The sequence below is a fragment of the Lysinibacillus sp. UBA5990 genome, from assembly GCF_002429815.1.
GTDB classification, from domain to species: domain Bacteria; phylum Bacillota; class Bacilli; order Bacillales_A; family Planococcaceae; genus Lysinibacillus; species Lysinibacillus fusiformis.
On record NZ_DJAY01000011.1, the window covers coordinates 262553 to 286585 of the forward strand.

Below are 24033 nucleotides of genomic sequence, written 5' to 3' on the forward strand. Positions count from 1 at the left end.
TGTCATATAAGAGAAAAGGGCTACTCCTATAGTAAATAGGAGAGCCCTAATAAGATTATTTTGTTTGCTCTGGAAGTAAATCGTTCCCGTGAATGATTAACTTCGAAGCCGAAATCAGAATGTCTCTATTTTCCAAATAATATGGATCTAAAATTTTATAAAAGGCTTCCCATTGGGCAGCAGCCTTTTCATCTTCACCTTTTTGATCTAAGGCATTTGCTTCCTCATAGAGCTGTTTTAGTTTTGTGTAATCTGATTCGCTAATGTCAAATTCGATATCTGACATATATTCTTCAAAGGAAATTGGCTTATAATATGAATTAATGACTTCGTAGAATTGATCCCATAGCTTGATGGAAAGCTCTTCGTTTTTATCTTTATCTGCTTTTTGAGCTTCCTCATAGATCGCCTTTAACTTTACGAGATCCTCTTTTGTTATGTCTAAATCCATATCAGCCATATACTGCTCAAAAGTTAGTGGAGGATATAGCTCTTGGAAGTATGCCTCTAAAATAGTAAAGATTTTATCTATTTTTTCTTGTGCCTCATCTGATTTATCTTCTTTAGTGAATTTTACCCAGTCAGCATAAAGTGCTTTAAGCTGTTCTTTATCTTGTTTTTTGATGACGATATTTTGCTCAGCAAAAGCAGCTTCATTAATAAAATCTTCAAAAGGCTCAGGCTGCCAATTTGCCAATTCATAAGGTCTTGTAATTTTATTCATAGCCTGATAAACTCGGTCCATTTCTTCATAATTCTCTTCTTTTTCTGCCTTTTTCATGTCAGTGAAGAGCTTTTCTAATTGAACTAACTCTTCTTTTGTAACTTCTTTAGGTAAGCTTTTTTTATACACATCAAATGTATAGAAATCTGAGTAATCTTCTACAATGCTTCCTTCAACAGCGATTTCCTGTCCTTCTACTAGCTTTAATTGTTCGATTTGCTTGTCAGAGAATTTGTGTAAGCCAATAAAATAATTTTTGCCATCGGCTCCTTTAATAGAGAGGCCATCGCCATCAAAGTACTTAATGGTACCTTTTATCTTTTGTTCTACTTGTATAGTGACTTGTTTAGTTGTATCAACTGATGTTGCACCAGCTTGAAGCGGGGTCATTACGGCCATTCCTAGTGTTAATGCGGAAGCTAAAATCCAAGTTTTCTTAAAAGGTTTTTTCATCTTTATCCATTCTCCTTTAGGTTAACTTCTGTTACCAATTATTAGACGTTTTACCAAATGAAAAAGTTTTATCTTTTTTTAAAAAACTTTAAAAAGAATATGGTGGTTTTTAAGGCAAAAAAGGCATCCCTTTTTAAGGGAATGCCTTTTTTATAATGAAATAAGGGTAAGCCATTGAGTTTCACTAAGCGGTCAAGCTATAGCACTACAACCATCGAGCGTGAGCTTCTCTCATTTATATTTCATCCTGGAAATAAATTTTATAAAATTTTCGATTTGTTTCCTCATCATAGCCAACTTCAATCAGTTCGTCTATTTGATCGATATGCTGAATATTGACTTGAATTTCAATATTGGAATCAAGCTTTATTTTGCGTTTATATTTCTTTTCAGCTTTTTCTAGTGCGCTGTCAGAAATAACAGTTTCATAAGGTTTGACTGAATTGACGAGGATATCCTTTTGGGTAGCATCCGCTTGCTCAAATACGGTTTCAATATAGTGGTCAACTTGAAACTCCTCTTCATTTCTAAAATAATCTAACGTTTTATTTAAAAAGCCCAGCTTCTCTGTGTTCGAGTAATTCTCTTCTTTTAAAATATACTTCTTACATTCATTGAGCGCTAAATCGGTTTTATGATAATGTTCATCTGCTGCTTTAATTTTTAAGAATCGTTCTTGCCAGTAGACGATATCCTCTTTTCGCTTCGTCTTTATAAATACAGCAGGGGGGTGCTCTTGTCCCACATCTACGATGATCGCCATATTATTAATTTTTTTCACATTTATACCATCCACACCGTGAATGATCATTTTGTTATTGTCATTTTTGACATCTAAAAACATTTCTTTTTCATCAATTTTAACAATGGCAATGACCTTTTTAACCTCATTTAATAGAAAACAATTTTCAAACAAGCCAATAAATAGCTCTCCGCTTTTGATATTTGGGTGCTGGGATACACTATGTAAGTGCTTCGCCATATTTTGAGATTGTTCAAGAAAGCTACTGTCCTGCTCGAATATTTTTTTTGAATAGGCAAAAACTTCATTTAGCGCAATATCTGTTTCATGGAAAAATTCATATTGCTGCTCCAGCTCTATTTTACTAAATGCAAGCTGTGTAAATGCAGCTTCTAACATGAGCTCTGGCTGTGTAAATGCCTCTTCTCCTAAAAGAAGTGTCGCCTCGCTCAAATAATGGATACTATAGTGGGCTAATTTACTTTCATTAACTTCTAGCATATATGTCACCTTCTAATTTTTCATAGTAGCTAGTATACCATATCTTATTTTATAGATTTCAATGATCCGAATAAATAAAAGGGGATATTAAGGACTGAGGAAAGCTAATGAATCATTAAGCTAAGAATACATCCCAATGCTAGCACTTTGTCATGGAAAGATGTTGACGTTTAGAAGTTTAAAATAGGACCGCTTAGATAATGATAAAAACATGTAGTAATTCTATGTTCGATTGTATTAAAGAGGGTGATCATTATGTGGGAAAGGATAATATTCTACATACCACATTGGCAAGTTTTTATGCAGGCTTTTTTAGTATTCATTATTCCATTTTTAATTTTCAAATTATTTAATGGTTTATTACTTGAAAAAAAGAATAATGGCAAGATCGACATGAAAGAATATTCGAACCAAAAGGAAGTAGATCAGCCATCTGGTCAAGAAACAGTTGCCCCGATTACAGGTGATTTTAACAAAGATTTTGAACAAATAAAAAAAGAACTTGGGCATAATTGGGATGCCCACTTTAGAGAGTTTCACATAGGAAACACTGATATTCGTGCGGCCATTGTTTTTCTGGAAGGACTGGCAGATAAAGTGCAAATCGAAGAGCATATTTTGACTTCGATTATGGAACGTTTTTCGGACACATCCGCCTCTACTTTAACAGAAAACGGCAATCTGCAGAACCTCATGAAAAATAATATACCTATCGGGGATATACTAGAAGAATCAACGATGCAAGGAATAGTAAGTAAAGTATTAACAGGGTATACAGCTTTATTTGTAGACGGTATGCCTAATGTTTTATTACTTTGTACGATAAATGGCAAGACGCGTAATATTGAGGAGCCTATTTCAGAAGCGGTTGTTAGAGGGCCAAGAGTAGGCTTTACAGAAAGATTAAGTGACAATACGGCCCTTCTAAGACAGCAAGGTGAAAATCAGCAATTATCTATCATTCAGATGGCAGTGGGGGAGAGGGTAAAAAAGGAGCTAGTTATTGCCTATATGGATGAGATAGTAGATCCAGAGTTGGTGGAGGAGGTAAAAAAACGGATACAAACAATCGATCTTGATAACCTATTAGAATCGGGCTATATAGAGCAATTAATTGAAGATAATTTTCTGAGCCCTTTTACACAAGTGCAGAACACGGAGCGTCCTGATCGAGTATATGGGGCATTAATGGAGGGGCGAGTTGCCATTATATTAGATGGCACACCATTCGCTTTAATTGTACCAGTTACCATTAATATGCTACTACAATCGCCAGAAGATTATTATGAACGATGGTTTGCTAGTTCGCTCATTCGTCTTCTACGATACTTAGCAGCTGGGATTACACTTTTTGGTCCATCCATGTATATTGCTTTTGTGTCGTTCCATCAGGGATTAATCCCAACTAAGCTAGCACTGTCCATGATGTCCACAAGGGAAGGAGTTCCATTTCCTGCGTTAATCGAGGCGCTTATTATGGAGGTAGCAATCGAAATTTTACGAGAAGCTGGACTTCGTTTACCCAAGCCGATCGGTCCCACAATGGGAATCGTCGGTGGTCTTGTTATTGGAGAAGCAGCTGTCCAAGCTGGAATTGTAAGTCCGATTATGGTGATCGTCGTTGCTTTAACCGCTATTTCATCCTTTGCTATCCCTCAATATAACGCTGGTATTACATTACGAATGCTCCGATTTGTGGCCATGTTTTTCGCTGCAATATTTGGTCTTTACGGAGTCATTTTATTTTTCCTGTTCCTTTGCAGTCATTTAGTGAAGCTGAAAAGTTTTGGTGTTCCTTATGTTAGTCCGACTGTTCCATATAGAGCAGGGGATTGGAAAGATTTTATGGTACGTATGCCATTAATGATGATGAAACGCCGACCAAAATTATTACAGCCAAAAAATTCTGTTCGTAAAGGGGAAATACGAGGAAAGGAAACTAGTAGCCATGATCACCAGTCCAAAAGATAAAATTACGACGTCCCAAACAATAGTCATTATTATTAATTATATTCTTGCAACTGGCATTCTCACCTTGCCTCGTGCCTCGGTAGAGAAGGTGAAAACACCAGATGTATGGATTAGTGTTTTTTTAGGCGGCCTTGTTGCCATGATTGCAGGTGTAATTATCGTCAAGCTAAGTCAACAATATCCAGACAAGACATTTTATCAATATAATCAAGATATTGTTGGGAAATGGCTAGGCTGGTTGATTAGTTCGCTTGTCATTACTTATTTCTTTACGATTTCTGCATTTGAGGTTCGAATCATGGCTGAAGTAACCTCCCTCTTTTTATTGGAGGGAACACCCACATGGGCTATTATTTTGCCTTTCTTATGGGTGGGGCTCTATTTGGTGAGTGGTGGGATAAATTCGATCGGTCGCTTATTCGAAATTATATTTCCCATTACCTTTGTGATTTTCTTACTTGTTGCTTTTTTAAGCTTAGGAATCTTTGAGATCGATAATCTTCGACCTGTTTTAGGGATGGGAGTCGTTCCGATATTGAAAGGAATCAAAACGGCGACTTTAGCGTTTCTAGGCCCTGAGATTATGCTGCTTTTAGTGGCATTTATGTACCCATCTGATAAAAAGAAAGCAGTCAAAGTCGTCTTAGTGGGCATAGCGATTCCATTACTTTTTTATGTTATTACAGTTGTAATGGTGATTGGCGCTCTGTCCATCGAAGGGGTTCTGACAAGAACATGGCCAACAATCGAACTTATGCGGAGTTTTGAAATTCCAGGATTAATTTTCGAGCGCTTTGAATCATTTTTACTTGTTATTTGGATTATGCAAATTTTTGCTACCTTCACCATTACCTATTATGCTGCCGCTTTAGGATTAGCTCAGCTTTTTAAGAAAAGCATACACCCTTTTCTATATGGGTTATTACCGATTATTTATATTATCGCCATGACACCTAAAAATATTAATGACTTGTTTAAGTTTGGCGATAAGATCGGTCATGCTGCGTTATTTTTATTTGGTGTATTACCCATAACTTTACTCCTTATATCAAAACTGAAAGGCGATAAAACATGAAGAGACCCTATCGATATTTGCGTATTTCTCTTGTGGTAATGGCATCTCTCTTACTTACTGGCTGCTGGAGTAGTAAAGAGATTGAGGATTTAGGATTGATTGTTGGTACCTCATTGGATTTAGCAACAGGAGAGGCTACGACTGAGGAACAAACAGAGGCTAAATATGCTAATAGAACGTTGCTTACCGTTACGAATCAATTGGTCACTTCTGAGACAACTGTTACTGGAATGAAAGATGGAACATTACGAGAAAAGGCATATAAAAATGTTTCTGAAACAGGGGATGTTGTTTTACCTACTTTACGAAATATGCTATTAAAGTCAGACAAACATTCATTTGCAGAGCATTCCAAGGTCACAATTATTGGCGAGGATCTTGCCAGCACTATTAACTTACAGCAACTGTTGGATTTTTTTTTAAGAGAGCTCGAAATACGACCAAGCGGACTTCTACTTATTGCTCAGGGGCGGGCAAGTGATACACTTGAAACGAATGAACCAACGAAAATCCCTGCCTTTCAATTGGTAGAGATGATGGGGGGGCATGAAAGAACAACTAAAATATTACCACCTATGACCATTGCGAAATTAGAAGGAAAATTATATTCGGATTCAAGCTTTTTATTACAAAACGTTATTTCAGAAGATGGAGAAGTAAAATTTGTAGGCGCTGCTGTCATTGATGGGAAAACTAAAAAACTTCGAGGTTTTTTGAATGAAAGCGACTTAGAGGGCATTACATGGATCACAGGGAAAGGTGAAGGAGGTTTAGTAAAGAGTTTTGATAAAGAATCGGGCTCGCCTCTCGTTTATGAAATCATGTCTATGAAAAGTAAGATCGTACCAAAAGTAGATGGTGACCATATTTCTTTTACAGTGAAAATTCAATCTGAAGGAAGAATTGCTGAACATTGGGTACTGTCAGATAAAGCATTTAACAATAAATTTTTAAAAAAAGCGGAGAAAACAATCGAGCAAGAAATTGAACGATTAGTGATGAAAACGTCTGAAAAGCTTCAACAAGAATATCAAACAGATGTTTCAGGATTCGGTAATAAATTAAGAATTAAGTATCCAAAAGAATGGGAAAAGATAAAAAAAGATTGGGATGAAATATTTAGTGAGGTACCTATAAAATGTGAAGTGAACGTAACCATCAAGGATTATGGAACGTCAGGTGATTAATACGTTAATATCCTTTTTTATATTTATTCCCATATACCAGAATTATGGAATGCAATATATGATTCAACCAATTGCTACAGTTAGCAACAGCCGGAAAACAATAAAAGAGGATTACTGGGGAGAAATTATATCAACCATTGAACTCTCAGAAAATTTTCATGAAGAGTCGTTGAAAGGAATAGAAGATTTTTCTCATTTAGAAATCATTTTTTATTTTGATCAGGTTTCAGACGATCAAATTCAGTATGAAGCAAGGCATCCAAGAAATAATCAAAACTATCCAAAAGTAGGCATTTTTGCACAAAGAGGTAAAAATGGACCAAATAAAATGGGAATTACGATGTTGAATTGGTAGAGGACAAACAGAGAACATTGTTTGTAAAAAGGCTTGATGCCATTGATGTGACGCCTATTATAGACATGAAGCCAGTTATGAAAGAATTACTACCGAAAGGAGTTATTAAACAGCCAGCATGGTAAACAGATTTAATGAAAACATATGGGGAATGAATGTAAACAATATATGGTATTTGCTTATTTTCGATTCAGATGTCTAATTCGATAGGCTCAAAGGGGGGAGAAATGTGTTCCCCCTATTAAATAACCCCCTCTTGATATAAAATACTGATGGCATGCGTGCGATTTTTGGCCTGTAATTTTTTGATGGCGGATTTTACGTATTGATTGATTGTTAATTCACTTAAATTCATAAAATCAGCCATTTCCTTCGTGCTATCTCCTAAAGCAATCTGTCTCATGACCTCTAATTCTCTCTTACTAAGTATACTATCCTTTTTAGGGTCTCTAGCTTGAATGATGAGCTGACCAATCACATTGCCAAAGGCTGTAAAGTCATCTAGTAGCTTTCCGGTTATTTCATCCATATCTATTTGTGTACTGCAAATATAACCAAACACATAATGTCCAATAAAGATAGGAACAATTAAAAAAGCGTTGTTTTGAGAGGGGATGGAATATTTAATACTGATGTTTTTTAAATAGTCCATGCCCGTACAAAATTTAGCTTTTTTCTCAACGATAGCTGAATAAATAATAGGGAAGCTACGTATTTCCTCACGAATTTCTCCGATATGACTGCCACCCTCTTCATTTAAAAAAATAATACCTTCAGCGACAAAGCCTATTGGTGAATACCTTAATAAATAAGCATCCTTGATCGGAAAAGAATCTAGATATACCTGCAAAATGTGAATCAACAACTCTTCGTGATTGGAATAGTTTTGCACAGTGTCGAAACGTTTTTGAATGGTATAGAGATTGGACATGACCTATCCCCTTTTTTAAGTATATACTACGCTTAAAATAAGGAATTTTCAATATTTTCTGTAAGTTGTAGCATTTATGTTAAGAAAAGCTATTTTTTTCTTAATGTTCACTTGAGAATTTTTTAGATGAGGGGGAATGATGTGAAAAATCAACCAGTTAAAGAGGTAGATGCAGTTATTCTAGGCGCAGGATTTGCAGGCTTATATATGTTACATCAATTAAAGAGTAAAGGATTCTCAACGATTGTCTATGAAACTGGTGATGGTGTAGGGGGCGTTTGGTATTGGAATCGATATCCTGGTGCTAGATGTGACATTGAAAGTATTTATTATAATTATACTTTCTCTAAAGAATTATATGAAGAATGGACGTGGACATCTAGATTTCCTGAGCAAGAAGAAATATTACGGTATTTAAACTATGTGGCAGATCGTTTAAAGTTGCGAGCAAATATTCAATTCAACACACGCGTCAAGGCTGCACATTTTGATGAGGAACAGAATAAATGGCTGGTTTATCTAAATGATGGACATCAAGTTTTAGCGAAGTATTTTATTACAGGGATAGGCTGCCTTTCTGCAGCGAATGTTCCTAAGTTTCAGGGGTTAGATCAGTTTAGTGGAGAATGGTATCATACCGGGCATTGGCCACATGAAAAAGTAGATTTCACAGGCAAAAGAGTAGGTATAATTGGAACAGGCTCTAGTGGCATTCAAGCCATTCCGGTAATTGCTAAAGAAGCCAAGCATTTAACTGTCTTTCAACGAACACCACAGTATACAATTCCTGCTCGGAATCATCTGTATGATGAAGGCTTTATACGAGAGACCAAGGGGAATTTCGAAAATCTGAAGCATGCAATGAGAAATTCAGTTTCAGGCACACCTTTTGCCTATAACCACCCATCTGCTATTGAGGATAGTGATCATCATAGACAGGAAGTTTTTGAGGAAGCATGGGCGCAAGGTGGATTTGCCTTTGCATCGACTTACAAGGATTTATTAACAAATGAACAGTCGAATGAAAAGGCGGCGGCATTTATTCGTTCTAAAATACGCGAAACTGTTCAAAATCCAATCGTTGCAGAAAAGCTATGTCCAAAGTATATGTATGGCACAAAAAGACAAGTTTTAGATAGCGATTATTTTGAAACATATAACAGAGATAATGTTTTACTGGTGGATGTAAAGGAATCGCCAATCTTAGAGATTACTGAAACAGGGATCCAAACAGCTACCGATCATTTCGAGTTAGATATGATCATATTTGCAACGGGCTATGACGGCATGACGGGTCCTTTATTTAAAATAGACATTCGTGGAAGGAATGGCGTGACATTAAAAGACAAATGGGAAAATGGAGCATCTGTTCAAACATATCTTGGACTAGCTACAGCATGTTTTCCAAATCTATTTATGATTACAGGTCCAGAAAGTCCTTCTGTCCTTGTAAATATGCCAATTGCTATAGAGCAACATGTAGAATGGATAGCACAATGCATCGATTATTTACGTGAACATGATTTCGATGTCATGGAGACAAATGCGGAAGCAGAGCAGGCATGGAGTAAACATTGTCGAGAGATTGCAAATGAAACATTATATGTAAAAGGCGATTCGTGGTATACAGGCGCAAATATTGCAGGGAAACCGCGTAGCTTCTTAATCTATCTAGGTGGATTCAATTATTACACAAAACGCTGTCAGGAGGTTGCCCAAAATAATTATGAAGGCTTTCAGTTATTAAAATTAAAATCTATATCATAGTGTCCGAGGAAGGAGCATAAAAAATATGGAGCAGCAAGTAGTGATTATTACTGGTGCGGGAAGCGGAATAGGTAGAGAAACAGCTAAACTACTAGCGACAAAAAACAAGGCATTAATATTAGTAGATTTTGATGAAAGGAGTGGTCATGATACTTTAAATACTGTGAAAGAGCATCAGCAGCAGGCCATCTTTGTCCAAGCAGATGTTTCTAACAGTCAAGATGTAAGGAAGTATGTGGATGCTGCCAAGCAGGCATTTGGTCGAATTGATGCTTTCATTAATAATGCGGGCATATTAAGTCCACCCTCGTTACTAGGTAATTTAGATGAGGAGATGTTTGATCGTGTAATCTCTGTAAATCTGAAAGGGGCATTTTTAGGCTTAAAGTATGTACTAAAAGAGATGGAACAACAACAATCAGGTGTCATCGTGAATACCGCTTCAGCTGCTGGAATACAAGGGCAACCCTATTTGGGTGGCTATTCCGCAAGTAAGCATGGTGTCATTGGGCTAACTAAAACGGCTGCCATAGAGTATGGACCAAGCGGTGTCCGCGTAAATGCTATATGCCCTGGTGGTGTTATGACAAACATGACAAAGGGACTTGAAACGAGCCCAGAGGAGAATGGACCTCTAAGAAGATTAGCAAACCCTACTGAAATCGCAAATGTAATCGCTTTCTTAATTTCACAGGAGTCTTCCTATATGAATGGTGCAGTTGTGACGATTGATGGCGGACTTACATCGTAAAGAACAGATAAAAGAGAGGATGAAGCTTAATGGAACATCGTATTGATCCAGAACTAAAAGAATTATTAGCTGTTTTTCCACCTTTAGACTTAGACAATGTACAAGCTACAAGAGATGGTATGGCGGCAGTAGCCGTACCAGCCACAATAAACGAGCAGATTTTAGTTACTAATAAAATGATTCAAGGACCTGAAGGGGGTGTTGCACTGCGCATTAGAATCTACCAGCCAAAAGAGCAAAGTGAAATTTACCCAGCAATGGTATGGATTCATGGGGGTGGCTATGTTTTAGGAGCTCCAGAGGGCGATGATTTGCTTTGTCAGCGCTTTGTTACAGATGCAAAGTGTGTCGTTGTATCAGTAGACTACAGACTTGCACCTGAGCATCCTTACCCAGTACCGCTCGAAGATTGTTATACTGCGTTAAAATGGGTGGCAGATCATGCGGACGATTTAAAGATTGATAATCTGCGTATAGGGATAGCCGGGGCAAGTGCTGGAGGTGGGCTAACCGCTGCTCTTGCACTGCTAACACGTGATCGCAATTATCCAAAGCTTAGCTTCCAAATGCCTCTATATCCAATGATAGATGATCGTAATAATACACCATCCTCCTTAGAAATTACTGGTCATATGATCTGGAATCATTCCCTTAATCAAAAGGGATGGGAAATGTATTTAAATGGAGAAAACGGCAGTGATAATGTGCCAAAATATGCTGCTGCTGCAAGAGCCGATGATTTAACTGGGCTTCCCTTTACTTACACATGTGTTGGTCAGCTAGATCCGTTCCGTGATGAAACGTTACAATATGTAACGAAACTCTGCCAGGCAGGTGTAGATGTTGAGTTTCATTTATACCCAGGATGCTATCATGGCTTTGAAAGCTTAGTGCCAACTGCCGCAGTTAGCCTAAGGGCTGTTACAGAATATGTAGAAGTCGCTAAATATGTTTTAAATCGAACAGTCTCAGTTCCTTTATAAATTATTTACTAAAGTCTCGAAGCCATGTTAGTAAAGGGCTTTGGGATTTTTTTGCTGAGTGTGAGAAATAGTTTGTAATTCCTCTTTTTAGGATAGACTTTTATCAAGTAAAAGGAGGAGGTTTCAAAATGCTACAGTTTGATTCAAAAATAGTTGGAAAAGAGATAGGCTATGGTTATTTGCGAGATCATATTATTCATCGTGGTTTTACAATTGGTGGAAATTGGGAATATCATAAAGGGAGCTTCGACGCGGTACTATGGAGAGGCGGGGGCGAAACGATATATTTGCGCGTGCCCTTTATCGTAACAGCTGGGGAATTGGATAATGAAGATGCTCAAATTCGATTTCAAAAGCCGTTTGTCATTAAACATGTTGCTAACGTTGGTTTAGACTATGATGAAGGTTCTTTACTGGAGGCTACAGGAGCTAGTCAATTCCAGACGCCGCTTGATAAGGATGGGCATATTCATGATAAAAGTAGATGGATTCAGGCGGGTGAACAAGTTGTAGAAGAAAAAGTACTGCCTTTTTTTATCAACTAATTAGATAAATATGTATATTCCTTCGAGAAATCATATGTCTTTTATCCTTCAATTTTTGGGAACTTATAATCAAAAATAGAAAATAGAATTGTCGTAAGAATTTACCAACCTTATAATAGTGTTAGCATATACTACTATAAGAGGTGAGTTTATGAATAAAATAACAATAGATGAATTTTATTATTCCTATCAAAAATTACGACAAGAACGACTCATCCATCGAAAAGAAGCTTATTTTAAAGTGCTAGAGCACACAAAAACATTTGGTGAAATAATTATGTTCGAAAGTATAAAAATAAGTAAAAGAGACGTCTAGGGCCGACGTCTTTTTCTATTTTCAAAAAAAGGAGGAGACAAGATGAAGCGAATGATTCCCGTTTTACTGTTAGCTATTATTATGTGTTCGGCCTGTACTTCTACTAAGGGGAAGGATGAGAGGAAGGTAAAACAAGAAGAACTCTCAAAAGTCACTCCAAACGTTGAAATAATAGCGGAGCAATTGCAAACGCCTTGGTCGATTGAAAAAAGCGATACAGCGTTATTTGTAACAGAAAGACCAGGAAATATTGTGATGATTACGGAAGATGTAGTTGAAAGACAACAGGTCCTATTAAAGAAACAATTATCGGCAGCTCCTGAAGCTGGTCTCCTAGGATTTGTGCTAGCTCCTGATTTTACAACAACCAATATTGCTTATGCTTACTATACGTATGAGGAGGGATCAGCGCAATTTAATCGGGTTGTGACATTAATATTAATCGATAATAAGTGGCAAGAAACGGATCTCTTGATTGATCGAATACAGAGCGGTACATATCATCATGGTGGACGTTTAAAAATAGGTCCCGATAGCAAATTGTATGTTACTGTCGGAGATGCCACCCAACCATCTTTAGCACAGGATTTAGATGCATTGGAAGGAAAGATTTTACGTCTCAATTTGGACGGTTCCATACCGAATGATAATCCTTTTCCTCGTTCGTATGTGTATAGCTATGGGCATCGAAATCCGCAGGGATTAGCATGGGCAACGGATGGGACGATGTACGCAAGCGAACATGGCAATGCGGCAAATGACGAAATCAACATTATTGAAAAAGGGAAGAATTATGGTTGGCCGCTTATGGAGGGAACAGACAAACAGCAACATTTGGTAACGCCTCTATTTACTTCAGGCTCGACAAATACGTGGGCGCCATCTGGTATTACTGTAGTAGATGATCAATTATATGCTGCAGCACTAAGGGGGACAGCAGTGCTAACATTTGATGTGAACATGAAAAAACAAGATGTACTACTATCGGAATTTGGAAGAATCCGAGATGTTTTTATGGATGATAGCTATTTATACTTTATCAGTAATAATACGGATGGACGCGGAAATCCACAACCCGATGACGATAAACTATACAGAACACCGTTATGATATAATATTTGTGAAAACATGGAATGGCATGAAGAATGGAGAGGACTAAAATGGCTAACTATCTTAAAATCGCAGTAGCAATTGATTTCTCAGAACAATCATTGAAGGCTTTAGAAAGAGCAAGTCAATTAGCAATGCAACACAATGCAACTTTGCAATTAGTGAATGTGATTGATACAAAATCTTTTGGAGCGGTGTCAGCATATGATTTAAAATATGCGGAAGAATTGAAGAAAGAAAACAAGAGCAAAATGGAAAGCTTAGAAAAGCAAGTGGTTCAGATAGGTGTTCAAAGCGTAGAGTCAGTAGTAGAAACGGGTTCGCCAAAGGGGATTTTGACACAGCTTACGCATGTTGATTTAATCGTGTGTGGGGCAACAGGGTTAAATCGAATGGAAAAAATGATGCTAGGGTCTGTAGCAGAAAAAGTAGTACGTCATGCTCACTGTGATGTATTAATCGTTCGATAATTTTACGGAAATCTTCGTCATATTTATATGGATAAAAACAAAACAAACCTGCTTGTAGAGAGATGACAAGCAGGTTTGTTTTTTATTCGATTGTTTGGGCGTTATCTACAATGCTCTGAGGAATATCAATTGTTTTAAGATGATTGAAATCAGTATAAGTAACGACTGATTTTGTATTCATTAACAATTCATCGCCTTCCACTGCCATTTTCAAATCAAAATTCATATCCATTTTTTTCGTATCGAAAGTCTCTTTATCAATGTGTAACACATAGTTGATTTTTTCGATTGTTAATTGATCCATAGGGTTTTCTTCTAATCCCATGTCCTCAATTGATTTATTAATCTCAGAATCAATTAACTCTTTAAATTTATCACCTTTTGCTTCTAATGTAAGGACATATTCATTATCAGTTTGTTCAAAGGTAAAATCATTAATAAACTTTTTGAGTTGTTCTAACTGTTCCTTAGCGTCAGCAGAAGTAGCCGTTTGATCTAAAATTGCATCAAAGTTCTCATCAGGAAGCTTTAACCAGCTGTCAGTAGTCACATCTTTCATGAAAAGGCCAGCGTCTTTTTTCATATACATTTCAATAGGCATGTCCGTTGTTTCTTGGCCTTCACTCATCATATCTGGCATCGACATAGAGCCCGATAAATGCATAGCAAGTGGGTCAACGATAATGTCCATTTCCATTTTTGAGTTGATAGAGAACTCCATAGCCTCTTCACCAGATCCAACCTTCGTTATCTGTGTCATATCCATATTGGCACTAGCACTTTTAATGTCAGACTGACGATCCACTGCTTTGTCATACACTTGTTCTAAAGTGAGATTGCTAGTTTTAGTTGTGTCTTTCGTAGGTGTGGCACTTGAATTACAAGCAGCGAGCGTCAATGCCAGTGTTCCAACTGCTAATACTTTAAAAATCTTCTTCATTACTTTCATCTCCTATTCTTGGTAAAAAACACTATCTACTAGTATACGCCCAAGAAAAGGAAAAGTTTCGTTATTTTATAAAATATATCTAATTCCTTATTAAAAAAACAATAATCTTGCAATAACGACCAGTGAGAAGCATGAAAATTAATAAAAAAGCTGCCACCAACCAATCGTTTAATACGAAAGTAGGTGACAGCTTTTTGAGGAGCGTTTCAATAAGCTCGAAAATATCTACATGTAATTCCTTAGTAACCCCAAATCATGGCGAATAATGTACCAATGATTGTTACAACACCTACGAATACTGAATATAAAATCGTTGTATATAACGTTTTCTTATCTTCAGATTCACCGATGTGCATGAATAACACTAACTGTACAGTTGCTTGTGCAAGGGCAGTGACAAGTAAAATAGCGAATGCCATTTTATAACTCATATCAAAGGTTACAACGGCTAAAGCGACAAGTGTCAATAATAATGAGAAGCCGAAGCCCATGACATGTTGTTTTGGGAATAATTCCTTCATCAGCTAATCAATCCTTTCAAATAGACGAAGCTGAAGATGAAAATCCATACAACGTCTAGGAAATGCCAGTACAATGAGAAGATAAATGCTTTGTTCGCTGTTTGTGGATTTAAACCACGTTTAGCTACTTGGATAATGATAGCTAGGCCCCAGAAGAAACCAAATGTTACGTGGGCACCGTGTGTTCCAAGTAATGTCATTAATGATGACAGGAATGCGCTTGTTTGAATTGTCGCACCTTCATGCACATAAGTGATGAACTCATCAATCTCAATAGCTAAGAAACCTAAGCCTAGTAAAAGGGTAATGATGAAGAAAGTCATCATTGCCTTTTTACGACCAATACGCATTGCATGAACACCAAGACCAATTGTGAAACTACTTGTTAATAATAAGAATGTTTCCCATAGAACTGGTGTTAACTCAAAGATTTCAGCACCATTCGGGCCACTACCTGTCCGTGTGTGAAGTGTGAAATACACAGTAAACAATGTGGCAAATAACACGATCTCGGCGCCAAGGAAAATCCAGAAACCAAAGATTTTTAGGCGATTTTCCTCTGTACTATATTCTAATGGAAGTGAAGAATCGATTTTCATATTATTTATCACCTCTCAAGCTTTTCTCAGTTGCCATAACTTCCTCAACTGAAATATAACGACCATGGTCTTTTTCGAAAGAACGATGGATCATGAAGCCAAATACACCAAGCATACTAATGATGGCTGGCACCCATAGATTGAATACAGCAAAGAATGCTGCAAGGAAGAAGAATCCACTCATCCAGAATGGTGTGCCTGTATTATTTGGCATGTGAATTTTTTCAATTTTACCTGCTGTAATATCGCGACCTTCTTTTTTCGCGAACCAGAACTCATCTAAGCGAGTAACAGTTGGAACTACAGCAAAGTTGTATTCTGGTACTGGAGAATGAGTAGCCCATTCAAGTGTACGACCATCCCATACATCAGCCTTTTCATTGCGAGGCATATGTTTCCAGCTGTAATAGATATTATAAACGATCAACGCAAAGCCGACTGCAAGTCCTAAAGCACCAACAAATGATAACATGTTCAATGGTCCATAGCCTGTTGATTCTGAGTAAGTGTACATACGACGAGCATAACCATCTAAACCTAAAATGAATAATGGGAAGAATGTTACGTTGAAGCTGATTGCAATGAACCAGAACGCAGTTTTCCCTAATTTTTCATTTAAACGGAAACCGAACATTTTTGGCCACCAGTAGTGGTAACCTGCAAGTACACCGAATACTGTACCTGGAATTAAAACGTAGTGGAAGTGGGCAACTAAGAACATCGTATTATGATATTGATAGTCAGCACTTGCCATCGCTAGCATTACCCCTGTAACCCCACCAATTGTGAAGATCGGTATAAAGCCAAGTGCATAAAGCATTGGTGTTGTAAATTGAATTTTCCCGTTCCTCATTGTCAGTAGCCAGTTAAATATTTTAACACCAGTTGGAACGGCGATTGCCATTGTTGTAATAGAGAATACGCTGTTTACCATAACCCCGTGACCCATTGTATAGAAGTGGTGGGCCCAAACTAAGAATGATAGTAAAGAAATGACAACCATACTCATAACCATTGATTTATAGCCGTACAAGTTTTTACGTGCAAATGTTGCAATGATTTCTGAGAAAATACCGAAAGCAGGTAGAATAACGATATAAACTTCAGGATGTCCCCAAACCCAGAATAGGTTGGCCCAAAGCATATCCATACCGCCGTCTTGCATAGCAAAGAATTTAGTACCGAATTGTCGGTCTAACATCATAAGAGCAAGCGCTACAGTTAATACTGGAAATGCGAATACAATAATTACGTTTGTAATTAAAATCGACCAAGTAAACATTGGCATTTTCATTAATTTCATACCAGGTGCACGCATTTTAATAATTGTCGTGATGAAGTTAACACCTGTCATCAATGTACCAATACCTGATAATTGAAGTGCTAAAGAATAATAGTTATTCCCTACAGTCGGACTAAAATCCGTACTTGCAAGAGGGAAGTAGGCTGTCCAACCAGCGTCTGGTGAACCACCGATAATGAATGATAAGTTTAATAAACCAGCACCTGCTGCAAATAGCCAAAAGCTGACAGCATTTAGACGTGGGAAAGCAACGTCACGTGCACCGATTTGAAGTGGGATGACAATGTTCATTAAACCAATCACAAATGGCATCGCCATAAATAAAATCATTAATAAACCGTGTGTTGTGAAAATTTCATTATAATGTTGTGCATCAAGAAGCCCGTTATCCGGAACAGCTGTTTGTGCACGCATTAATAGTGCATCGATACCACCGCGGAATAGCATTAATAATGCTACAGCGATATACATAATCCCGATTTTTTTATGGTCAACAGTTGATAGCCAGTTTTTGTAGAAATAGCCCCATTTTTTGAAATAAGTAAGGCCAGCTACGATAACGACTGCTCCAACTACGATACTAATAGCTGCCGCTAAAATCATCGGTTCTTGCATTGGATGGAATAATTCTTCCATACTCATTGGATGCGCTCCTTTCAAAATTAAAAATTAATATTCTACTCGTTCAAAGTTAAATGTAAATTAATGACCTGAATGTTCATTATTCATATCTTCTTCAGACATGTCACCATGATCCATGTCACCCATTTTCATGTTTTTACCATGTTCCATTGGGGCAGGGCTGAATTCTAAGTGTGTAGATGAGAAGCTTTGGCGACCAACATGCTCAGCCTTTAATAGCTCATCAAATTTTTCTTCTGTTAATGGTTTTTCTTTTGCTTTAACATCAGCAACCCATTTATCGAAGTCTTCTTGTGTCATAGATTGTGCTTCAAATTCCATTTCTGCAAATCCACGTCCATTAAAGTTAGAGTTACGTCCCATGAATGAACCCACTTCATCTGCTGCAAGGTGAATAGTTGTTAACATATCACTCATGGCATATTTTTGACCTGCTAATTGAGGGATCCAGAAACTTGTAATCGGACCGAATGAGTATAATTTAAACTCAATTGGACGATCCACTGGAAGGTTGACATAGTTAACTGTTTCAACACCTTCTTCAGGGTAACTAAAATGCCATTTCCAGTTTGATGATGATGCATAAATTACTAAAGGTTCTTTATCGTCATAACCTGCTGGCTGAGCCTCTACAGTAGATGTTGTTCTTACAGTTACAACAGCCAAGAATGCAACAATAATAATAGGAATTACTGTCCATGTGATTTCTAGAAGATGACTACCCTCTTCATGAGGTGGCTCATAATCTGCAGATGCTTTTGACGCACGATATTTAGTTAGCATAAAGGCTAAAAGCACATACACGACTAGTAATATAAAGGCCATTGTAATAATGGATAAAATAATTGTGTTTGATAATGTTTCGGCATTTGGTCCTTTAGGATTGAACACTGTTAATGGCTCACAACCAGCAAGAAGTGCAAGGGCACCCAATGCTACAAACATTAAACTTAATTTTTTCTTCATGTTTGACTCCTTTCTATAGAACGGCTATTCATAAAATTCATGTGTTTTTTGTCAGTTCACATTTATAAATAGTGGATACTGAGGTCACCTCTTTTATCTTGGCGTACCAATCAACAACTTAAGAATTTACAATGGCATGGTTCAATATGAAACATAAATCTTGAAGTTGATTGGTCTAATGCAAGCGTTAGCAAAATCAATGATTTGTGCAATCATTTCACATACGTACATGTCTATTACGATTGTCACATCTTGTCGTTGTTTGCACATTGGATTATACGCCCTGTTTTTAAGAAAAAACATAATTTTGTTATGGAAATGATAGTAAAGATACATTGAATTTGAACATTTTTTGAACAAAAAACGTTATTTTAGTATTGGTATTTTAAGGTTTTGTTTATTAAACACTGTGGAAACGTTGAAAATACTACATTCTTCATGTTTAACTAAGTAAATAGTTTTTTTTATGAAAAATGGCATTTCACATTTTGGACGCTGTTTTGTAATAAAATCAGTATCCCAACGGACATAATAATATTTTTTATTTGCGTTTTTTATATAAAAGGAGTAGAAGAAGAGCATTGTGTGGAAACATTAGGATGAACTATCAATGAAAGGAATGATTGAAAAGGGAATAAATGGGGAGTGTTATTAATTATGTTAATATAACAAATAGTTTTCTTGATTATACATAAATTTACATTTCTATATTCTGTTTGAAAAACAAAAAGCAAACTAAGAAGTAACTTAGTTTGCTAGTATGGTAGAAATTTTTTATGTTTCTGAGAAAGATACGTATCGAATTAGCATTTTTTAATCAGTCACCAAGCTTGAGCCATTTGGCTACGTGCCCATAGATTGTATTTTGTAGTTTGAGGGCTTTATTATTCATTTTTAAAGAAAAATACAATGTCTTCATGAAGTTTAATGTACAAGTACGCCCACTAAAAAAGCTTTCATTATATCCTTGCGTCATTAAATGCATTTCAAACTTATCAAAGGCTTGTTCAACAAATTCGATCAAAGCTTCCTCCGAGTAGTTTTGTTGTAATAAAGCATCTACTATGTTGGTTAATCGCTCTTCTTCATCGTTGATAAAGACTGTGCCTTTCCACGTGACAAGCTTTAGTGCATGTAAAATGGATGGGGCATATTGTAAATCGAATTTAGGATGTTTAATAGTCATGGCGGCTAAATCAGCCCCATGTGAAATACTATGAGCCCATCCTTTATCCTTCACGTAACCTCTTGTATCTTGTTCTAATAATAGATAGCGTCCAATTCTTTTAAAGAACGGCTGCAATTCGTCGTCTTTTAAAACGAGCATCTCGGCATCCTTTGCAAGTAAACCTGCAACAAGCAGTGCGGAGAATGACCTAGTAAAGACACTGTCTGTTGGTGCTTCTCCGATATGTACATATAAAAATTCCTCACTTGTTGCTGTCTCAAATAATAATTGTAATTGTTGTGTGCTTAATAAATTATCACTCAGTAAATCAACAAACGTACGATAAATTAAATGATCGCGCAATTCAGCATCAGTTGAACCAATGTGCGTTAGCATCTCCTGTAAGAGCCATTCTCCTTTGTCCTTCATCACTGCCTGACGTTCATGCAGTGTCATGGTAGAAAAAGATCGTAGTGTTTCTTTTAAATTCATATTTATGTGCGCCTCCATCATAAGGTTTGTTTTATTATTATAGCTCCTTTTTCAAGCAAATCGACCAATTTGCAATCCTAATGCAGGACGGATAGCCTTTTGCTGTTTGAAACGACAATACAAACACTTTAATGTTGGTGGCTGATATAATATTATTTCCAGAAACTATAGAAAGTTGTTATGATAGAAACGCAATAAAATGGAAAGGCTTAAATAAGAGTAACAAAAAAAGACATACGATGAAGTATGTCTATCTCTACCTATATTATGGCTGCTGATTTTATACCGATTGGCCATTCAATCAGTGAGTGCTGGTTTGTCTTCAGCTCAACGAGAATATTGGTATTTTTTATAGCATCAATAAGCCATTCGCTGTAATGACGATTCGGCTCAGGATGTTGTAAAATTTGATGCATATCTTTTTTGTCAACATGTAACAGCTTGTCATTACATTCGATGTTTACTTTTTGAGGAATAATGGAAAGAGTTTCATTTTGATGCCCAAGTGCAATGGAACCAGGAATTGTTCCAAGAATACGTAAAAGATAAGTGCTAGCTTCTTGTGTGTACACATCAATTTTTGTACGTGTTAAAAATTCAAATTCGATCGGATTATCTTGAATAGGTCCGTCCGTTGTAGAAAATGAAATGACTTTAATCGATAATGCCTCGAATGCAGGTGAGATACAATGGTCAAATTCAGTGATTGTATCTAGTAATTGCATGTATTCCACTCCTTATTAAGAACTTGATTTTCTGTATGCAGATAACCAGGTAGAAAGTCTGCAAGTTATAATAAATTTTAGACTATTCTAATTATAATACATTTTATTACAAAATATGAATGAAAAAGCAATTATTTTTTGTAAAAAATAAGAAACTTGTGGATTTTTTTAGTAAATAATCGAAATAAAAAATAGAACCGAGGAGGTGAGGGAATTGACAAAACGTAAGCGTCATGTCATTAAACATGACAATATTGTTGTATTTCCAGGCGCTGTCCAAACATTAATACGTGAAGGGCATATGTTTGCTGAAAATTATCAATACGAGAAAGCTATTGCAAGTTTTGAAAAGGCCTTTATATATGAAACTGGTGATGAATTTGCGCTTAGCGCCTATGCTTTTGCTTTATACGAATTAAAGGATTATGACAAAGCAAAAGGGGTTTGTGAACAGCTTTTTGCAATGGGGACAACGATGTATGTGGAAGTGATGGAATTGTATATTACAATTTGTATGCAATTGAAGGAATACCATCAAGTAGAAACATTGATTACAACCCTCCTAGAGGAAAGTGTACTTCCAAGTGATCAAGTGGAGAAATTTGAACGATTAAAAAGTCTTAATAGAGAAGTATCTAAAAATCTTGAAAAAAAAGAAAATGCCCAGCGGTTCATAGAGGAGCAGGAATATGAGCTTGAAAAATTTAGTGCACTAACTGCCAATGAGCAATCTATAAAATTACATCGTCTGATGGATACCAATGTAAGACAGTTAAAAACGGTGTTGCAAGCAATTATTGAAAGTACGACCGTTCATCCTTTTGTCCAAAGCTTGGCTTTAATCCTATTAGTTGAACAGGAAGTTTCAATTAATATTACGGTTTCAAAATTAGGGCAATCAAAAACGATAAACCCCGCACAACTATCTTTACCTAATCAATTACCACAATATGGGGAAATAAAAAATATAGTTGAAAGTAAGTTGGCACAAGACCCAACGACGTTGGAAATGGTACAATACTTAATGGCGAAACATGCCATTGTCACATTTCCCTTTGAATGGCATCCATTTGAGGCAGAAGATGTTGCCTATAGTTATATAGACTTTGTATCATCAATGCTAGGGAATGTAAAAGAAATGGACTATGAAATCGTAGACTTTTTACAAATGTTAGAAAAGCTAACAGAACTACATTAGGTATGAAAAAAGTTGAAACTATACACATCTATGTTATACTAAAATGGTTGTCAAAATCGTAGTTACGAATGAATTGTCTAACATCCTAAACTTGATTATTTATTTGGAGGTATTTATACATGTCAGCAAAATGGGAAAAACAAGAAGGTAATATCGGTACTCTTACAATTGAAGTACCAGCTGCAGAAGTAGATGCAGCAATGGACCAAGCGTTCACAAAAGTTGTAAAACAAATTAACGTACCAGGTTTCCGTAAAGGTAAAATGCCTCGTAAAATGTTCGAACAACGTTTCGGTATCGAATCTTTATACCAAGATGCATTAGAAATTATCGTTCCTGATTCTTATGCAAAGGCAATCGATGAAGCTGGAATTATGCCAGTTGATTACCCAGAAATCTCTGGTACAGAAAACTTTGTACATGGTCAAGATTTCTCATTCACTGCACAAGTAACAGTTAAACCAGAACCAAAACTTGGTAACTACAAAGGTCTAGAAGTAGCTAAACTTCCAGTTGAAGTAAGTGATGAAGAAGTAGATGCTCAAATTCAAGACCAATTAGCTCGTAAAGCTGAACTTGAAATTAAAGAAGACGAAGCAATCGTTGAAGGCGATACAGCAGTAATCGATTTCGAAGGTTTCGTAGGTGAAGAAGCGTTTGAAGGTGGTAAAGGCGAAGACTATCCACTAGAAATCGGTTCTGGTTCTTTCATTCCTGGTTTTGAAGAGCAATTAACAGGTGTGAAAGCTGGCGAATCTAAAGATGTAGTTGTTACATTCCCAGAAGAATACCATGCGGCTGAATTAGCAGGCAAAGAAGCTACTTTCAAAGTAACAGTGAAAGAAGTTAAAACAAAAGTACTTCCTGAATTAAATGATGAATTCGCAAAAGAATTAGATTCAGAAGTGGAAAGCGTAGAAGCTTTACGCGCTAAAATTAAAGAACAAACAGCAGCACAAAAAGTAGCAGAATCTGATGCAGCTCTTCGTGATGAGCTAGTAGAAAAAGCTTCTGAAAATGCTGAGTTTGAAGTACCAGCAGGTATGATTAACTCTGAAACTGATCGTATGTTACAAGAGTTTGGTCAACGTCTACAAACACAAGGTATGAACTTAGATCTATACTACCAATTCTCTGGCCAATCTGAAGAAGATTTACGTGGTCAAATGAAAGAAGAAGCAGAAAGCCGTGTACGTGTTTCTTTAACACTAGAAGCGATTGCTGAAGCTGAAAAAATTGAAGCAACTGAAGCTGATATTGAAGCAGAATTAGAAAAAATGGCTGCTCAATTCAACATGACAAAAGAGCAAATTACAGGTGCTTTAGGTGGTACAGCAGTACTTGAAAACGACATCAAAATTCAAAAAACAGTTGAATTTTTAGTAGAAAACGCTAAAATTACTGAATAAGATTTTGTGTAATTAGATAGCTAAAAAAAACAAGGTACGGCATTAAACCGTGCCTTGTTTTATCACATCAACTAAAAATCAGTCCCCTTAAAGTTTAGTACGACTCACTTTACACTTCACTTATACATAGTATTGTTTTTATTTTTACACGATGCTCATTTTACTTCATTCTGTAAGATC

Annotated in this window: 22 protein-coding genes and 1 pseudogene; 13 read left to right on the top strand and 10 right to left on the bottom strand. The window is 36.6% G+C overall.

What is annotated here, in order from left to right; all coding sequences use genetic code 11:
* Positions 1-55: 55 nt before the first annotated feature.
* Both B3D94_RS08765 and B3D94_RS08770 read right to left on the bottom strand, forming a co-directional pair.
* Positions 56-1177, bottom strand: a complete 1122-nt coding sequence (locus B3D94_RS08765) for a hypothetical protein (protein ID WP_069482242.1) — start codon at positions 1175-1177, stop codon at positions 56-58.
* A gap of 235 nt (positions 1178-1412) precedes the next feature.
* On the bottom strand, positions 1413-2420 hold the full coding sequence (locus tag B3D94_RS08770) for a nucleoid-associated protein (RefSeq protein WP_291756731.1): 1008 nt from the start codon (positions 2418-2420) through the stop codon (positions 1413-1415).
* A 255-nt stretch (positions 2421-2675) separates the two neighbouring features.
* Between B3D94_RS08770 and B3D94_RS08775 the strand changes: the two genes are divergently transcribed.
* The 4 genes and pseudogenes from B3D94_RS08775 (at position 2676) to B3D94_RS08790 (ending at position 7133) form a co-directional block, all read left to right on the top strand.
* Positions 2676-4391, top strand: a complete 1716-nt coding sequence (locus B3D94_RS08775; protein ID WP_291756734.1) for a spore germination protein — start codon at positions 2676-2678, stop codon at positions 4389-4391.
* Entirely contained in the window at positions 4369-5466 is a 1098-nt protein-coding gene (locus B3D94_RS08780; protein WP_291756737.1) for a spore germination protein, read from the top strand. The genes B3D94_RS08775 and B3D94_RS08780 overlap by 23 nt, the downstream gene beginning before the upstream one ends.
* On the top strand, positions 5463-6653 hold the full coding sequence (locus B3D94_RS08785; RefSeq protein WP_291756740.1) for a Ger(x)C family spore germination protein: 1191 nt from the start codon (positions 5463-5465) through the stop codon (positions 6651-6653). Before B3D94_RS08780 ends, B3D94_RS08785 begins: the two co-directional genes overlap by 4 nt.
* Before the next feature lie 49 nt (positions 6654-6702).
* Positions 6703-7133: pseudogene (locus tag B3D94_RS08790) on the top strand (TrmO family methyltransferase domain-containing protein).
* A 116-nt stretch (positions 7134-7249) separates the two neighbouring features.
* Here B3D94_RS08790 and B3D94_RS08795 read toward each other — a convergent pair.
* Positions 7250-7939, bottom strand: a complete 690-nt coding sequence (locus tag B3D94_RS08795; RefSeq protein ID WP_291756743.1) for a response regulator transcription factor — start codon at positions 7937-7939, stop codon at positions 7250-7252.
* A 141-nt stretch (positions 7940-8080) separates the two neighbouring features.
* Here B3D94_RS08795 and B3D94_RS08800 point away from each other — a divergent pair, with 141 nt between their 5' ends.
* The 7 genes from B3D94_RS08800 (at position 8081) to B3D94_RS08830 (ending at position 13881) form a co-directional block, all read left to right on the top strand.
* Positions 8081-9706 (top strand): flavin-containing monooxygenase, encoded by a 1626-nt coding sequence (locus tag B3D94_RS08800; protein ID WP_291756746.1) that lies wholly within the window; start codon positions 8081-8083, stop codon positions 9704-9706.
* Between the two features lie 25 nt (positions 9707-9731).
* Entirely contained in the window at positions 9732-10457 is a 726-nt protein-coding gene (locus tag B3D94_RS08805; protein WP_291756748.1) for an SDR family NAD(P)-dependent oxidoreductase, read from the top strand.
* 29 nt (positions 10458-10486) lie between these two features.
* The gene (locus B3D94_RS08810; protein WP_291756751.1) at positions 10487-11440 is read left to right on the top strand and encodes an alpha/beta hydrolase; all 954 of its coding nucleotides are present in this window, start codon (positions 10487-10489) and stop codon (positions 11438-11440) included.
* Between the two features lie 128 nt (positions 11441-11568).
* The gene (locus B3D94_RS08815) at positions 11569-11985 is read left to right on the top strand and encodes a YugN family protein (protein WP_069482233.1); all 417 of its coding nucleotides are present in this window, start codon (positions 11569-11571) and stop codon (positions 11983-11985) included.
* Positions 11986-12136: 151 nt separating this feature from the next.
* Positions 12137-12301, top strand: coding sequence for a hypothetical protein (locus B3D94_RS08820; RefSeq protein ID WP_291756754.1), 165 nt, complete (start codon positions 12137-12139; stop codon positions 12299-12301).
* A gap of 42 nt (positions 12302-12343) precedes the next feature.
* Positions 12344-13411 carry a PQQ-dependent sugar dehydrogenase gene (locus tag B3D94_RS08825; RefSeq protein WP_291756756.1) on the top strand — a complete coding sequence of 356 codons (1068 nt, stop codon included), beginning with the start codon at positions 12344-12346 and terminating at the stop codon, positions 13409-13411.
* A gap of 50 nt (positions 13412-13461) precedes the next feature.
* A complete protein-coding gene (locus B3D94_RS08830) occupies positions 13462-13881 on the top strand; it encodes a universal stress protein (RefSeq protein ID WP_069482231.1) in 420 nt (139 codons plus the stop codon).
* A gap of 82 nt (positions 13882-13963) precedes the next feature.
* On the opposite strand, the gene B3D94_RS08835 is transcribed toward B3D94_RS08830, so the two are convergent.
* The 7 genes from B3D94_RS08835 to B3D94_RS08865 form a co-directional block, all read right to left on the bottom strand.
* Positions 13964-14821, bottom strand: coding sequence for a DUF6612 family protein (locus B3D94_RS08835; RefSeq protein ID WP_069482230.1), 858 nt, complete (start codon positions 14819-14821; stop codon positions 13964-13966).
* Between the two features lie 248 nt (positions 14822-15069).
* Complete coding sequence (qoxD, locus tag B3D94_RS08840; RefSeq protein WP_012295499.1) at positions 15070-15351, bottom strand: cytochrome aa3 quinol oxidase subunit IV; 282 nt, start codon at positions 15349-15351, stop codon at positions 15070-15072.
* Positions 15351-15950 carry a cytochrome aa3 quinol oxidase subunit III gene (gene qoxC, locus B3D94_RS08845; protein WP_025114588.1) on the bottom strand — a complete coding sequence of 200 codons (600 nt, stop codon included), beginning with the start codon at positions 15948-15950 and terminating at the stop codon, positions 15351-15353. The genes qoxD and qoxC overlap by 1 nt, the downstream gene beginning before the upstream one ends.
* A 1-nt stretch (position 15951) precedes the next feature.
* Entirely contained in the window at positions 15952-17895 is a 1944-nt protein-coding gene (gene qoxB / locus B3D94_RS08850) for a cytochrome aa3 quinol oxidase subunit I (protein ID WP_069482229.1), read from the bottom strand.
* Between the two features lie 60 nt (positions 17896-17955).
* Positions 17956-18861, bottom strand: a complete 906-nt coding sequence (gene qoxA / locus B3D94_RS08855; RefSeq protein WP_008180850.1) for a cytochrome aa3 quinol oxidase subunit II — start codon at positions 18859-18861, stop codon at positions 17956-17958.
* Positions 18862-19678: 817 nt separating this feature from the next.
* Positions 19679-20521, bottom strand: a complete 843-nt coding sequence (locus B3D94_RS08860; protein ID WP_291756774.1) for a DUF2785 domain-containing protein — start codon at positions 20519-20521, stop codon at positions 19679-19681.
* 260 nt (positions 20522-20781) lie between these two features.
* Entirely contained in the window at positions 20782-21246 is a 465-nt protein-coding gene (locus tag B3D94_RS08865; protein ID WP_069482227.1) for a hypothetical protein, read from the bottom strand.
* A gap of 205 nt (positions 21247-21451) precedes the next feature.
* On the opposite strand from B3D94_RS08865, the gene B3D94_RS08870 reads away from it, so the two are divergent.
* Both B3D94_RS08870 and tig read left to right on the top strand, forming a co-directional pair.
* Positions 21452-22444, top strand: a complete 993-nt coding sequence (locus B3D94_RS08870) for a DUF3196 family protein (protein WP_254664317.1) — start codon at positions 21452-21454, stop codon at positions 22442-22444.
* 119 nt (positions 22445-22563) lie between these two features.
* Entirely contained in the window at positions 22564-23853 is a 1290-nt protein-coding gene (gene tig, locus B3D94_RS08875) for a trigger factor (protein WP_069482225.1), read from the top strand.
* Positions 23854-24033: the final 180 nt, after the last annotated feature.

Bases quoted from the DNA above. Each gene is read 5' to 3' on its own strand.
- B3D94_RS08765 (WP_069482242.1), bottom strand. From the start codon at position 1,177: ATGAAAAAACCTTTTAAGAAAACTTGGATTTTAGCTTCCGCATTAACA.
- B3D94_RS08770 (WP_291756731.1), bottom strand. From the start codon at position 2,420: ATGCTAGAAGTTAATGAAAGTAAATTAGCCCACTATAGTATCCATTAT.
- B3D94_RS08775 (WP_291756734.1), top strand. From the start codon at position 2,676: ATGTGGGAAAGGATAATATTCTACATACCACATTGGCAAGTTTTTATG.
- B3D94_RS08780 (WP_291756737.1), top strand. From the start codon at position 4,369: ATGATCACCAGTCCAAAAGATAAAATTACGACGTCCCAAACAATAGTC.
- B3D94_RS08785 (WP_291756740.1), top strand. From the start codon at position 5,463: ATGAAGAGACCCTATCGATATTTGCGTATTTCTCTTGTGGTAATGGCA.
- B3D94_RS08795 (WP_291756743.1), bottom strand. From the start codon at position 7,939: ATGTCCAATCTCTATACCATTCAAAAACGTTTCGACACTGTGCAAAAC.
- B3D94_RS08805 (WP_291756748.1), top strand. From the start codon at position 9,732: ATGGAGCAGCAAGTAGTGATTATTACTGGTGCGGGAAGCGGAATAGGT.
- B3D94_RS08810 (WP_291756751.1), top strand. From the start codon at position 10,487: ATGGAACATCGTATTGATCCAGAACTAAAAGAATTATTAGCTGTTTTT.
- B3D94_RS08815 (WP_069482233.1), top strand. From the start codon at position 11,569: ATGCTACAGTTTGATTCAAAAATAGTTGGAAAAGAGATAGGCTATGGT.
- B3D94_RS08820 (WP_291756754.1), top strand. From the start codon at position 12,137: ATGAATAAAATAACAATAGATGAATTTTATTATTCCTATCAAAAATTA.
- B3D94_RS08825 (WP_291756756.1), top strand. From the start codon at position 12,344: ATGAAGCGAATGATTCCCGTTTTACTGTTAGCTATTATTATGTGTTCG.
- B3D94_RS08830 (WP_069482231.1), top strand. From the start codon at position 13,462: ATGGCTAACTATCTTAAAATCGCAGTAGCAATTGATTTCTCAGAACAA.
- B3D94_RS08835 (WP_069482230.1), bottom strand. From the start codon at position 14,821: ATGAAGAAGATTTTTAAAGTATTAGCAGTTGGAACACTGGCATTGACG.
- qoxD (WP_012295499.1), bottom strand. From the start codon at position 15,351: ATGAAGGAATTATTCCCAAAACAACATGTCATGGGCTTCGGCTTCTCA.
- qoxC (WP_025114588.1), bottom strand. From the start codon at position 15,950: ATGAAAATCGATTCTTCACTTCCATTAGAATATAGTACAGAGGAAAAT.
- qoxB (WP_069482229.1), bottom strand. From the start codon at position 17,895: ATGAGTATGGAAGAATTATTCCATCCAATGCAAGAACCGATGATTTTA.
- qoxA (WP_008180850.1), bottom strand. From the start codon at position 18,861: ATGAAGAAAAAATTAAGTTTAATGTTTGTAGCATTGGGTGCCCTTGCA.
- B3D94_RS08860 (WP_291756774.1), bottom strand. From the start codon at position 20,521: ATGAATTTAAAAGAAACACTACGATCTTTTTCTACCATGACACTGCAT.
- B3D94_RS08865 (WP_069482227.1), bottom strand. From the start codon at position 21,246: ATGCAATTACTAGATACAATCACTGAATTTGACCATTGTATCTCACCT.
- tig (WP_069482225.1), top strand. From the start codon at position 22,564: ATGTCAGCAAAATGGGAAAAACAAGAAGGTAATATCGGTACTCTTACA.